Origin of the sequence: Chitinophaga niabensis (assembly GCF_039545795.1) — a bacterium.
Classification (GTDB): domain Bacteria; phylum Bacteroidota; class Bacteroidia; order Chitinophagales; family Chitinophagaceae; genus Chitinophaga; species Chitinophaga niabensis_B.
This window is the reverse complement of the sequence record NZ_CP154260.1, coordinates 3960202-3973660: the sequence shown is the minus strand read 5'-3', so window position 1 is coordinate 3973660 and position 13459 is coordinate 3960202. Positions and strand designations below refer to the sequence as shown.

At 45.1% G+C, this 13459-nt stretch carries 9 protein-coding genes; 7 read left to right on the top strand and 2 right to left on the bottom strand.

Annotated features, from left to right (window positions below):
- Window positions 1-9: 9 nt before the first annotated feature.
- The 4 genes from AAHN97_RS15585 (at window position 10) to AAHN97_RS15570 (ending at window position 7409) form a co-directional block, all read left to right on the top strand.
- Window positions 10-1086 (top strand): FecR family protein, encoded by a 1077-nt coding sequence (locus AAHN97_RS15585; RefSeq protein WP_343302973.1) that lies wholly within the window; start codon window positions 10-12, stop codon window positions 1084-1086.
- Window positions 1087-1272: 186 nt separating this feature from the next.
- Window positions 1273-4707 (top strand): TonB-dependent receptor, encoded by a 3435-nt coding sequence (locus AAHN97_RS15580; RefSeq protein ID WP_343302972.1) that lies wholly within the window; start codon window positions 1273-1275, stop codon window positions 4705-4707.
- Between the two features lie 25 nt (window positions 4708-4732).
- Window positions 4733-6421 carry a RagB/SusD family nutrient uptake outer membrane protein gene (locus AAHN97_RS15575; protein ID WP_343302971.1) on the top strand — a complete coding sequence of 563 codons (1689 nt, stop codon included), beginning with the start codon at window positions 4733-4735 and terminating at the stop codon, window positions 6419-6421.
- A 16-nt stretch (window positions 6422-6437) separates the two neighbouring features.
- Entirely contained in the window at window positions 6438-7409 is a 972-nt protein-coding gene (locus tag AAHN97_RS15570; RefSeq protein WP_343302970.1) for a discoidin domain-containing protein, read from the top strand.
- A 47-nt stretch (window positions 7410-7456) separates the two neighbouring features.
- Here AAHN97_RS15570 and AAHN97_RS15565 read toward each other — a convergent pair whose 3' ends face one another.
- Both AAHN97_RS15565 and AAHN97_RS15560 read right to left on the bottom strand, forming a co-directional pair.
- Window positions 7457-8692 (bottom strand): sensor histidine kinase, encoded by a 1236-nt coding sequence (locus AAHN97_RS15565; RefSeq protein ID WP_343302969.1) that lies wholly within the window; start codon window positions 8690-8692, stop codon window positions 7457-7459.
- Window positions 8689-9366 carry a response regulator transcription factor gene (locus AAHN97_RS15560; RefSeq protein ID WP_343302968.1) on the bottom strand — a complete coding sequence of 226 codons (678 nt, stop codon included), beginning with the start codon at window positions 9364-9366 and terminating at the stop codon, window positions 8689-8691. Before AAHN97_RS15560 ends, AAHN97_RS15565 begins: the two co-directional genes overlap by 4 nt.
- 403 nt (window positions 9367-9769) lie before the next feature.
- On the opposite strand from AAHN97_RS15560, the gene AAHN97_RS15555 reads away from it, so the two are divergent.
- The 3 genes from AAHN97_RS15555 to AAHN97_RS15545 all read left to right on the top strand — a co-directional run bounded on the left by AAHN97_RS15555 (window position 9770) and on the right by AAHN97_RS15545 (window position 13455).
- Window positions 9770-10852 (top strand): DUF4856 domain-containing protein, encoded by a 1083-nt coding sequence (locus AAHN97_RS15555; protein ID WP_343302967.1) that lies wholly within the window; start codon window positions 9770-9772, stop codon window positions 10850-10852.
- A 106-nt stretch (window positions 10853-10958) separates the two neighbouring features.
- Window positions 10959-12068, top strand: coding sequence for an imelysin family protein (locus AAHN97_RS15550; protein WP_343302966.1), 1110 nt, complete (start codon window positions 10959-10961; stop codon window positions 12066-12068).
- Window positions 12058-13455: an HTTM domain-containing protein gene (locus AAHN97_RS15545; protein ID WP_343302965.1), complete on the top strand. Its 1398-nt coding sequence runs from the start codon at window positions 12058-12060 to the stop codon at window positions 13453-13455. The genes AAHN97_RS15550 and AAHN97_RS15545 overlap by 11 nt, the downstream gene beginning before the upstream one ends.
- The last annotated feature ends 4 nt before the right edge of the window (window positions 13456-13459 follow it).

Here is a 13459-nt window from a genome sequence, read left to right as displayed (position 1 = left end):
TTAGTGATCATGCAGGAGGAACGCTTTTATTATTTAGTAAGCCGGACCTTATCCGGGAGTGTTAGCGAACCTGAAAAGGCCGAGCTGCAGCAGCTTATTCATGAAGATGAAAGGTTGCACATACTGTATTTACAGATCTTTCCCGAACATAAGGAAACGGAGGAAGAAGACCGCTCGGAGGCCTTGCAGGCTTATACTGCCCATTTTACAAAAATGCAGATAGCTGGCCAGTTCGAAGAGAATATCCTGGAAGAACAGCCGCCGCGCCGCTGGAGAAGAAACCTTTTAATGGCCGCTTCCGTATTATTTACATTGATGCTGGGAGGCTGGTGGTTATGGTCTGCATTACCCGCAAAAACAAGCGAAGTAGCCAGCCGGGAAGTGAAAACACCCAAAGGGTCTCAATCCTATCTTACCTTACCTGATGGAACGGAAGTATGGCTGAATGCCAATAGTAAGATCGTTTATGATAACGATTTTAATCAATCTGCACGGAATGTTCAATTGATAGGGGAAGCCTATTTTAAAGTAGCAAAGAACCAGGACAAACCATTTACCATCCAGGCCGGAGGTTTGAAAGTAAAGGTGCTGGGCACTGTTTTCAACCTGCGATCTTACCCGGACGAAGAAAATATAGAAACCACTTTAGTCAGCGGGTCCGTAGCTATTACGCTGGACGATCAGCCCGGCAACACCATTCAGCTGAAACCCGGAGAAAAACTGAGCGTACACAACAGGGTTAGTACCAGCCCATTGATCACCAGGCGCATAGTGGACAGCCTGGATACACCTGAAGCCCCCCTTTTATTACTCAGCAAGATCCGTGTGGATCCATTGGACAGTACATTGCTGGATGCTGCATGGAAAGAAGGTAAACTGGTGTTTGACGGGGAGGAATTTGGCAAAGTGGCATCCAAACTGGAGAAGTGGTATAATATAACCGTGGTAGTAGAGAACGAAAATTTATATAATACCAGCTTTACAGGCGTATTTGGGAAGAAATCACTGGTAAAGGTATTAAATGCCTTACAGGCAACGGGCAAATTAACTTACAGGCAGGAGAACGATACGGTGTATGTGCACTAATGAAAAGATCGCTGAACCAATTTCACGTTTATATATGATGATGAGTAAAACTATCAACTAAGATCAAAAAAGGAAGGAGAATGCTCGGAACATCCTCCATTCCTTAGGCAATGCTAACGTTTAAGGCTTATCCCCTGATTTTAAGGGCAGGGAAAGCCATTTTTCACACAACCTAACACCAAAAGTATGAAAAAAATCAGACTAGGACCGGCATCCAGGCCCGGAGTACCTGTCATTCCACTTGTCAAGCTCCTGCTCATGATGAAAATGACCGTCATTATTATCTGTATGTGTTCCATGCAATCTTTTGCCCTGATCGGGCGGGCGCAGGAAAAGGTTTCACTCAACCTGAAACAGAGTTCCCTCAAAAAAGCGCTCAAGGCCATTGAGAAGCAAACATCCATTCATTTTGTGTACAACGATGAAATGCTGCAGGATGCGGCATTGATAGATGTTGCCGTGAAAGAAAAAGCATGGACGGAAACACTGCACCAGATCCTGAAAAATACCAGCCTCAGTTATAAACTGGTGGACGATAACCTGGTAGTGATCACTTATACTGCCAATAAAGCGCAGACGGTGGCAAGGGGAAAGGTAACAGATGCAACAGGCCAGCCGCTAATTGGTGTAAGCCTGTGGGAGAAAGGTTCCAGCAATGGTACCGTTACGAAAGAGGATGGTTCTTTTTCCCTTTCTGTAAAAAGTGATACTTCTACTATTGTATTTAAATATATCGGCTTCGCAGTAAAAGAAGTGCAGGCATCTACTAACATGACCGTTGTGCTGGAAGCGGATAACACTTCTTTAAATGAAGTGGTGGTAGTGGGTTATGGTACACAGAAAGCAGCAAACCTTACAGGGGCTGTGGCTACGGTATCTGCTAAAACACTGGAGAGCCGGCCGCTGGCTAACCTGGCACAAGGGTTACAGGGAACTTTACCCGGGTTGAATGTGAATTTGAATAATGGAGCGCCCGGGCAGGGTGCGAATTTCAATCTTAGAGGAACTTTAGGAACCCTTAGTTCTACAACACCGCTGGTATTGGTAGATGGTGTGGTGATGGACCCTAACCTGATCAACCCGGATGATGTGGAAAATGTGACAGTATTGAAGGATGCTGCCTCTGCTGCTATTTACGGTGGCCGGGCCGCCTATGGTGTAATCCTTATTACCACTAAAACCGGTAAACAGGGTAAATTGAATATCAGCTATTCCGGTAATTATACCATCAGCAGGCCTACAAGGATGCCTGACTATCTCGGTGGTTCCGACTATATCAACATGTTCAGGGACGCCGCACGCAGAGCAGGTGGTAACAGTTATAATTATACAGATCAGGATTCCATCCTCGCAGCAAAATTCCAGGCGGACCCTGCTAATAACTCCGATGTATATGTTGATCCGGACAGGCCCAACCGCTACCGGTATGTTGGGAATACGGATTGGATAGATGTACTGTATCCTGGCTATCAGCCACAGCAGCAACATAATATTTCCCTTACTGGTGGTGAAGGGAAAACCACTTATGCCGCCAGCCTGGGCTACTTTAATCAGGAAGGTTTGTTGCGGGAAGCAGATCAGCAATACAAACGTTATAATGCATCCCTGAGGTTAACAAATAAAACAACCAGCTGGCTGGACCTTAACTTCAAAGCAAGCCTGAACCATTCTACTTTAAATACACCAAACGGCACACAGTTCAATGATGCTTCTTCACAGAACTGGTCTTTCCTGCCAACGGACCTTACACCACTGATGCCGGTAAGGCATCCGGATGGCCATTTCTCCGGCCAGGGTAACTATACCAATATGATAGCGCTGATGAAACTGAACGGCCGCCAGAAGTATGATATCAATGATATATGGTTGACAGGTGGTTTTGTGATCAAACCCATAAAGAATGTCCGTATCGTTACAGACTATACCTGGAACGGATATTTCTATAATAAAACACAGCATTATAAAGCATTCAGTGAATACGGCGCAAACGGAGCATTACTGGGAACTTATCCCTGGACAACACCAAGCCGCCTCTTTCAAACCAATAGCAGCGATAGCTATTATGCACTCAATTCCTACGCAGAATATGAAAATACATTCGGTGGTAAACATTACCTGAAGGCAATGATAGGGTATAATGAAGAGTTGAAGCAAAACAGGAGTTTTGGCGTAACAGCAAAGAACCTTGTAGATCCAACCCTGCCAAGCCTCGTTCCCAACAATGATAAGAATCCGGCCTTAACTGCCGCACAGTCAGAGTGGGCAGTAAGTGGCTCATTTTTCCGTTTAAACTATATCTACGCAGATAAATATCTGCTCGAAGTGAATGGCCGTTATGATGGTACTTCCCGTTTCCGCAGAGGAAACAGGTATCTGTTCTCTCCCTCTGTATCTGCCGGATGGCGTGTTTCTCAGGAGAAGTTCTTTGCTCCGCTGAGCAATATCGTGAACGATCTTAAAATAAGAGGATCATACGGTATACTGGGTAACCAGCTGACCTCTTCCACTTATCCATACATTGCAACGATGCCGATAGGTCAGACGGGGTATGTATTTAATGATAATCTCACCAGTCCTTATGTGGGCGCACCTGCATTGGTGAACCCTGAGTTCACCTGGGAGAAAGTGAACACAGTGAATATAGGTGTGGATGCAACCTTCCTGAAGAACAGGCTGGGTTTAGTCTTTGATCGCTATGTGAGAACTGTGAAAGATCTGATCATTGCTGCAGGAGCACAGCCAGGTGCCCTTGGTGCCAATCCACCCTCTGTCAACGGAGCGGATGTACAAACGAAAGGATGGGAATTAAACCTTACCTGGAGAGATAACCTGTCAAAAGATTTTAATTACAATATTGGCTTTAACCTGTCTGATAATATTTCCAAAGTCACGAAGTATGGTCTCAATCCAAAAGGCTTGATCACAGACTTTTACGTAGGCCATACACTGGGTGAAACATGGGGATATACAACAGCAGGATTTTTCCAATCTGCAGATGAAGTCAGCAAATCTGCTTCTCAAAAGGAGATCTGGGGTGGAGACTGGCTGCCGGGCGATATCCGTTACGTAGATCTGGATGGAAACGGCGTAATTAACGCAGGCGATAACACAACTGCAAATCCGGGAGACAAACGCATCATAGGCAATACCAGCCCCCGTTACCAGTTCGGGCTGAACATCGGCGCAGATTACAAAGGTTTTGATGCCACTATTTTCTTCCAGGGAACCATGAAGCGCGATTTCTGGTTAGGCGGCGCTTACTTCTGGGGCCTGGTAGACGAATGGTCTGTACCATTAAAACACAACCTCGATACCTGGACACCGGAAAACAGGAATGCTTATTATCCAGTGAACAAAATAGGTGCCTGGTACGATCAGGAAACACAAACAAAATACAAACAGAATGCAGCCTATGCACGGTTAAAACAGGTAACGCTCGGATATTCTCTGCCACAGTCTTTGTTGTCAAGAGCAAAGATCGCCCGTGTAAGAGTTTACGTAACGGGGCAGAACCTGTTTGAGATCACTAAACTGCACAAAGCTTTTGATCCCGAATTATTGGGTGGCCAAACGTATCCTTTAAGCCGTGCCTGGTCTTTTGGCCTTCAGGTAGGTTTATAATTCTGTTATATCAAATTGTTTAATTATGAGGACGATACACGCTTTATATATATTCGCACTGATCCTGCTACTGGGTGCCTGCAAAAAGGAAGATTTCCTGGACAGGTTTCCACAGGATGCCATCAGTGAGCCCACTTATTTCAAGAATGAGAACGATCTGAAGTTATATCTCAATCGTTTTTACGATGCCCTGCCGGTTCAACGTGGTAACAGCGAGGCTAATTCAGACAACTTTGCACAAGGTAACCGTGATGTTTTCCTGGCAGGTGAATATGTGGTGCCGGCAACAGATGCTGCCGCTAACGGCTGGAGCTATAGCGGCTGGGCCAATATCCGCTACGTGAACTATTTTCTGCAACGATATAACCGCGCGGAAATGGATGCAACACTGAAGAACAATTACGCCGCAGAAGGCCGTTTCTTCAGGGCTTTATTCTATTGGGATAAAGTGAAAAGATTTGGTGCAGTACCCTGGATCAACAGAGATCTTACAGATACTTCCACTGCTATCTTATTCGGCCCCCGTCAGCCACACAAGCAGGTCATGGATTCCGTATTGGCTGATCTGAACTTTGCTGTAGCAAATGCTGCAGAAGCTACCAATGTACAATTCGCCGGCAGGATCACCAAAGATGTGGCATTGGCTTTGAAAGCAAGGATCTGCCTGTGGGAGGGTACCTTCCGTAAATACCAGGCACTTGGTGATGAACAAACTTACCTGCGTGCAGCCGCAGATGCAGCGGAGTTGCTCATCAACAGTGGCCGCTATGGCATCTATAAAACAGGAAACCCCTCAAAGGATTACTACAACCTGTTCATTCAGGAAGAATTGAGAGGTAATACAGAGAATATCATGGCCATGCGGTTCATCAAAGATGTAAGCATGCATAATCTAACCCGCCAGATCTCAGACGTATGGCCTGCGCTTACCAAAAACTTTGTTCGTTCTTTCCTTGATAAGAATGGTGTGCCCACTGCACTCAGCCCATTGTATCAGGGGGATGAAACCCTGGATAAAGAAATGATAGACCGCGATCCGCGTTTCTCACAGATCGTAGCTACCCGCGGTTTCTCTTTCACTAATAATCCCAACGGCACCCGTGATGAAATGACGCTGCCACGTATTCCTGGTGTAGTAACAGGATATGCCGCAGTGAAGAATTACAGCCCGGACCCTGCACAATGGAATGCCAATCAATCCACTTTAGACTTATTCATTTTCAGATATGCAGAAACACTGCTCATCTATGCAGAGGCAAAAGCAGAACTAGGAGAAGCAGACCAGGTGGTAATTGATAAAACCATCAATAAGATCAGGGAACGTGTAGGTATGGCTAACATGGTGATCACTACACTTGTAAAAGACCCGCAGTCTGTTTTTCCTGCATTGCCTGTATTGCTGGATGAGATCAGGAGAGAAAGAAGGATTGAGTTAGTGGGTGACGGTTTCCGTTTTGATGACCTGCTACGCTGGAAAGCCGGCAACCTCATCAACAACGCGGAAACTATCCTTGGCATGAAGCTTACACCTGCACTCAGGGCACAATACCCTGCCAACCAGGTGAGCAATGTACAGGTAGATGCGAACTTTTACATCAGGGTATATCCCAATATCGCCGCCAGAACATGGAACGATAAGATGTACCTGTACCCGATCCCTAACAATGAATTAACCTTGAATCCTGCTCTGCTGCCACAGAACCTGGGATGGTAACGCTAAAACTGAAACAATGAACAAGTTATTCCTATACATACTCCTGGGTGGTATCATTGCCTGTAAAAAGGATACTACTTTCAGCGAAAAAGACGGTGATGTGCGTGTCTATATGTCGCAAGCCATCAGCGGCTCATTTACAGACATTACCGTAAACCGCAGGGCACCGTTGCAGTCAGACAGTGCCTATGCATTTGATGTGAATGCCTTCTTTGCCGGTGCCGGTTATTTAACTGCGCCCCGGGATATCAATGTGCGTTTTGCACTGGATTATACAAAATGGGATTCCATCAATACCGCACGCGTGAATGCAGGGCAACCTGCATTTGAGAAGATACCGGACAATATCTTCTTATTTAAAACAGCACAGGCGCTTATCAAAAAAGGTGGAACTATCAGCGATAATATCAACTTCACCATCAATGCCAAACAGATCCAGGAAGGGCATAATTACATGATCCCCGTAAGACTGGAATCAGCAGATGGTTTTGCCCTTAACCCGGCAAAGTCCATCACTTACTTTGTAGTGAAGGTAACACCACCTGTATATCCGGAAATAAACCGCAGTACCTGGACCATTTTAAACGTGGATTCAGAAGAAGCAAGCGGGGAAGGCCCTAACAACGGCCGCGCCATCTTTGCACTGGATGGTTTGCTGAATACATTCTGGCATACACAATGGGATGGAGGGGAACCGCCATTGCCACATCATATCGCCATAGACATGAAAACAACGCAAACACTGTCTGGCCTTTATCTCACAGCACGGCAGAATGCACCCAATGGGGCGCCTAAAACTGTAGTGGTGGAAGCCAGTGCAGATGGTACAACCTGGCAGGCAGCTGGTACCTACCAACTGGCAGCTATCAATGCCCAGCAGCCTGTATTTTTTACGCAGACATTTAATGTCAGATATTTTAGGGTAACGGTAACTGCAACGCATGGCAATACCAATATTACCTTTTTTGCAGAGGTGAGTGCTTTCTGAGAGTCTGATTGTTATACACCGGCGGCAAAAGGCTGCCGGTGTTCTTTTTAAAAGAGTACCGTGAATACATGCTGCTGATCAGCATAATGATAGTTAACCTTCCAGCTGTTCAACTGGCAGATCTGCTGTACAATAGCCAATCCCAAACCTGTAGACTGTACATGCTTCGTACTTTTCCTGAACCTGTCAAACAAAAACTCCGCTGGGAAATCCAGTTCCGTACCGGTATTGGAGATCTGGAACTGCTCTGTGGAAAGTGATATATTGATCAACCCGCCTTCTTCCGTATACCGCAGCGCATTGGAGATAAGATTGGATACAAGGATCTCGCATAAATATGGGTTCGATAATACCGGCGTACGCTGTATATGCGTGGATGCGGCTATTTCTTTCACCGTAAACAATTCTTCCATTGTTTCCAGGTGCTGGTTGATCACTTCATCAAACCATACCATCTGTTTGTCCGCAAAGGTATTATTGTCCAGTTTAGCCAATAACAACAGGTTCTTGTTCATCCGCTTCAACCTGTCCACCCCTGATTTCGCCTGTGTAATATGCCTGGACATTTCTTCACTTACATTCAATTGGCTGATCCTGTCCAGCTTGGATTGAATGATGCCGAGTGGTGTTTGTATCTCATGGGAAGCATTCTCCGTAAACTCCCGCAATGCATTATACTCCCGGTGGCTGCGCTGGGTCATATCATACAGCGTATGCTGCATCTCTTTGAATTCTTTGATAGGGGAGTCGTATAACTTTAATGCTTCATCATTACTAACGGAAAAGTTCTTGATACTTTCCAGGTTGAGGAAGAAGGGCTTCCATATTTTCCGGCTGGAGAAATAGTTGATCAGTATGCTGGCAGCAGCCAATAACAGGGTAGTACCAAGCAGGGCAGTAAAGATCATTTTGAAGTATTCATCCCATCCGATATAGGTGGTCATTACTTTGATATGATAGTTTTCTCCCCGGATGTTCTTAACGATATCCAGGTAGTGATAATCTTCTGTTACTTTCTGAATGGGATCATATAGTAAGGTATCTCCGTATACCGGGTCCAGGCGTACCGGGTCTGTTGTTTTGGAGATCTCTGTGAACAGGTAGTGCGCATCCTTTCCTTCCTCCAGTTGCCTGCTTACTGTAGCGGCCTGTAATGCCAGTTGTTCATTCATTTCAGCTGTTACCTCATCCTGCAGGAACAGGTATAATCCTGCACCCGTGATCAGCAGGATAACGATTGTGGCTAACAGGAAATCCCGCGTTGTTCTGTGTAATAATTTCATGGTGCCATGAATTTATACCCCATGCCGTATACTGTTTTGATATAATCAGTGCCGCTATGCGCGGTGATCTTTTTACGGAGGTTCATGGTGTGTACATATACCGTGTCGTAATTGTCTGCCATATCATAATGGTCTCCCCATAAATGTTCCGCAATAGATTGTTTGCTTACCACACGGTTTTTGTTCACAATAAAATAGAGCAGTAACTCATATTCCTTTTTAGTGAGTGCAATGATATGATCTTTCCAGTGTACTTCCTGGGCTGCGGTATCTATCACCAGCATATCTATCTTCATACGGTTATTGCCGCTGAAAGACCTTCTTCTCATCAGGGCATTGATACGTGCATTGAGTTCTTCCAGGTAGAAGGGTTTGGTAATGTAATCATCTGCTCCCAGCCCCAGGCCTGCTACTTTATCGGAAAGAGAGTCTTTCGCGGAAACGATCAGCACACCCGCATCCCTGAACTGGTCCTTTAGTAATTTCAGTAAGGCAAGTCCATTCCCACCCGGCAGGGTGATATCCAACACCACTACATCATATTCATATAAGGTGATCTTTTCTTCCCCTTCCTTATAATTAGTGGCCTTTTCACAACGGTATCCCTGTTCTGTCAGGTAAAGGTCCATTTCATCTAATAATAGGGGCTCATCTTCTATGAGTAATAGTTTCATAATTCTTTGGAATTTCTTTAGAATTCATCTTTTCACAGGCAACCTACAGGCTGTAAAATTACGTATACCATCACGAAATACTGCTGTAAAAAGGCAGGCTTTAGAATTTCTTTAGAATCACGCTTCATCTTTGTGGTGAATGCCATGCGTACAAAACCAGTTGTATGCAATGGCGTTCTTTTTTTGTTTATAAAATGTTCGAGAATTAAGACTGCTAAATCCTTTACTGTGGCTGGTTTTGTATTTTTGAAAAAGGTAGGAGTGCATACATTCTATATCATGAAATTGTAAATTCAGCAGGAAGGGGATGTCGAAAACGGAAAATTATCAGCGCTTTCAGAATTTCCCGATTACATAAACATTCCGCATAGGGGGCACGATACCTTTGAGAAAAAAATAGGGAATGAGAAATAAACTGTACGCAGTCGTATTACTTTTAGGAGCAACAGCAACCATATCTTCCTGTACGGATGATGATGCAGGAACACCTGTAAAACCTTATACGGTTCCAACCACTTATTCATTTGCCAACGCGAATTATACTAAATCCACCCAGCGTGTAAAGATGCTGCTGGAATTGGACACGTACCTGAAAACAGCCAATGCGGGTCTTACTACTGTGCCTTTGGACCAGGCGAAAGTGACCAATATGTGGGCTAATACCAATAACCCATTCGCAGATGCGAGCCTGAATACATCTGGTATAAATCTTAAAGACCTTACATCAGATGCAACTTTATACAAACTTCATGCAGACAGCGTTTTGATCTATAATACAGGTACACCTGCTGTACAGGGTACCGGAGGATTCCTTCCCCGTAATACCGGTAAGATTATCGTTGGGCCAAGAGGGCTGGAATATGGCCAGACCTTTTTGAAAGGTACCATGGGTGGTTTCCTTTTCAAAGAAGCCGTGAAACTACTTACCGCGGTAAAATCAATATCTGCAACAGATACAACGGCAGCCCAAAAATCATGGGATGAGGCATTTGGTTACCTGGCCGTACCAGCTAATTACGATTCATCACTGACATATGCTAATACAGATCCAAACAGACCTTTACATTGGGGTGGCTACCTGCGTGAAAGAGGCAGAACTATCCAGGCTGGTGGTATCATCTTTGGTGCTTTCCTGAAAGGCCGTGCTGCTATCGGAGGTTACGATGTGAATGTACGCAATGCGCAGGTTGATATTATCCTGGCTAAATGGGAACAACTTGCTGCTGCCGCTGCGCTGGCATATGTGACCATACCAACAGAATCCGCTTCTATTGGTAACCCTGCTACGCAATTGCATGCCCTGTCTGAAGGCTTTGGATTTGTTAAAGCCCTGAAGTACAGGCCTGCTAACAGCAAATTGTCTGCTGCGAACTTCGCTATCCTGGAGGGTATCATGAATAAAGACTTTTATGCACTGACCGGTCAGGCTGGTTTTACCGATCTGAAACAAGCGCAGAATATTCTTAAAACAACATACGGCCTTTAACAGACCGTCATCTGAAATAATACCGGACTTGGCATACTGCCAGGAACTCTCAGCTTTAATGCAGGGAGTTCCTTTTCCAATTTAAAGAATGTTTAAATCAGGACATGTGAAAAGAATCATTTTTGTTTTAGCCGTTACGGTTTTCTGCGCCTGCAGCAAGTCCTCAGACAGCGGAGGAGAAACGCCCGATGCCTTTGATAAAACGGCCATGCTTACCAATTATGCGGATAATCTCATTATCCCGGGTTACACTGCCCTGCAGCAAAAGTTACAGGTATTGCAGACGGCCTCTGATGCCTTTCTTGCGGCACCAACCCTTGTAACCCAGGCAGCGCTTAAAACAGCATATGTGGATGCGCAGTTACAATACGAAAGGATCACTTCTTTTCATTTCGGCCCTGCGGAAAACGCCTTGCTGGATATCTTCGCGAATTTCTCCGGCAGCCTGGATTATAACTTTAATACGGCAGGCCAGTTGACCGGTTTTTCGATAGATAGTGTGAGCATTGAAAACAACATCAGCACCGGCACTTACAATCTCACCACTATGACCAGGGCTTCCTTCTATTCACAAGGATTCCCTGCCCTGAATTACCTCTATTTCGGCCCGAATGCCATTGCCAAATTTGGTACAAACACTGCTGCACGGGTGAAGTACGTGAAGGACCTTGTAACGCGTTTAAAAAACCTGGTAGATGGTATTGTTACCGGTTGGGGCACTTACCGCACGGAGTTTATTGCCAACACTAAAACGAATGTAGGCAGCCCCATTGGTAATATGGTGAACCAAATGGCTTACCAGATGGACCTGCTTAAAGGCCCCCGCATTGGCTGGCCCTTTGGTAAACAATCCAATGGGACGGTGTTTGCCACTAAGGTGGAAGCCTACTTTACAGGTAATTCCGTAGCACTGGCAGTGGAAAACATCAATGCCCTGAAGAAAACATACAATGGCGGCGGTAATGGGAAAGGCCTTTCGGACTACCTGGTAGCATTGAATAAAACAACACTGAACAATGATGTACTCGCGCAGTTTGACCTGGTATCTACTAAACTCAGTGCTATCCCTGATCCTTTATCCACATCCCTTACCACACAGACTGCTGCAGTTGAAGCAGCCTATAAGGAAATACAGAAACTGCTCACTTTATTGAAAACAGACGTAGCTTCTGCCACCGCAGTGCAAATCACTTTTGTAGATAACGATGGAGACTAAGGAAGATCAGATATCAAGCGGTGCGGCATTGCAACTGCCTGTCTCTCATCGGTCACTGGCAAAAAGGGTTACTGCATTGCTGGCAAGTTTCCGCCAGCCCGTTTCCATTGCTCCATTGATCACCTTCAGAATTGTATTCGGTTTATTAATGTTCTTAAGCCTGATCCGTTTCTGGTACCGGGGATGGATCACTTCCGTTTATGTTACCCCTGATTTCCATTTTACCTACATTGGCTTTGAGTGGGTGCAGCCTTTAGGAAACTTAAGTATGCACCTGCTCTTTTTAACCATCATTATAGCCGCGCTGCTGATTACACTGGGGCTTTTTTACAGGCTGGCCGCCATCCTCTTCTTTATCGGCTTTACGTATGTAGAGCTGCTGGATGTAACCACTTACCTCAACCATTACTATTTTATCAGCCTGGTGGCTTTCCTGATGATCTGGCTGCCTGCTAACAGAGACTATTCATTAGATGTATTAATAAAGCCTGAAAAAAGAAGGAAACAAGTGCCTGCATGGACGATCGGTATCCTCCGTTTTCAAATGGCTGTTGTGTATATCTTTGCCGGCCTTGCAAAACTCAACCCGGACTGGCTGCTGGATGCACAACCTATGCGTACCTGGCTGCCTGCTAAAACACATTTGCCCATCGTAGGTGCTTATATGTACGAAACATGGGTAGCCTACCTTTTCTCCTGGTTCGGCGCTGTATACGATCTCTTTATCGTTTTCTTTTTGCTTAATAGAAAAACACGGCCCTATGCATATGCTGTAGTAGTGATCTTCCATATCGCCACTGCCATCTTCTTCCCGGGTATTGGCATGTTCCCGTATGTGATGATCTCCTGCAGCCTGATATTTTTCTCCGGTGCATTTCATGAAAAGCTGCAGCGGTTCTTCCCATTCTACGATCATAGCTTTAATGATGCAGCATATCGTTTCAAATATAATTTATCCATTGTGGTAGGGATCTATGTATTCCTGCAACTGGTTATTCCCCTGAGGTTCTTATTGTATCCCGGTCACCTCTTCTGGCATGAAGAAGGTTACCGTTTCTCCTGGCGCGTGATGTTGATGGAGAAAGCAGGTTCTGCCTATTTCACCGTTAAGGATAAAGATCATTCCATAGAAGTGAATAATGCAGAATTTTTAACACCCCTGCAGGAAAAGATGATGTGCACACAACCGGACCTGATCCTGAAATATGCACATCACCTGGCAAAAGTATTCGAAACACGCGGACTCGTCAACCCGGAGGTATATGGAGAAGTCTATGTATCCCTCAACGGAGAACGTTCCCGTCTTTTTATAGATTCAACAATTAACCTGGCGGAAACGCCGGTATCATGGAAGCATTACAACTGGGTTTTACCCTATAGAAATTAACGCA

What these genes read in the sequence shown, in the direction of transcription:
- AAHN97_RS15560 (WP_343302968.1), bottom strand. Translation starts at nt 9,366, where the DNA reads ATGAAACTATTACTCATAGAAGATGAGCCCCTATTATTAGATGAAATG.
- AAHN97_RS15570 (WP_343302970.1), top strand. Translation starts at nt 6,438, where the DNA reads ATGAACAAGTTATTCCTATACATACTCCTGGGTGGTATCATTGCCTGT.
- AAHN97_RS15545 (WP_343302965.1), top strand. Translation starts at nt 12,058, where the DNA reads ATGGAGACTAAGGAAGATCAGATATCAAGCGGTGCGGCATTGCAACTG.
- AAHN97_RS15585 (WP_343302973.1), top strand. Translation starts at nt 10, where the DNA reads ATGCAGGAGGAACGCTTTTATTATTTAGTAAGCCGGACCTTATCCGGG.
- AAHN97_RS15580 (WP_343302972.1), top strand. Translation starts at nt 1,273, where the DNA reads ATGAAAAAAATCAGACTAGGACCGGCATCCAGGCCCGGAGTACCTGTC.
- AAHN97_RS15555 (WP_343302967.1), top strand. Translation starts at nt 9,770, where the DNA reads ATGAGAAATAAACTGTACGCAGTCGTATTACTTTTAGGAGCAACAGCA.
- AAHN97_RS15565 (WP_343302969.1), bottom strand. Translation starts at nt 8,692, where the DNA reads ATGAAATTATTACACAGAACAACGCGGGATTTCCTGTTAGCCACAATC.
- AAHN97_RS15575 (WP_343302971.1), top strand. Translation starts at nt 4,733, where the DNA reads ATGAGGACGATACACGCTTTATATATATTCGCACTGATCCTGCTACTG.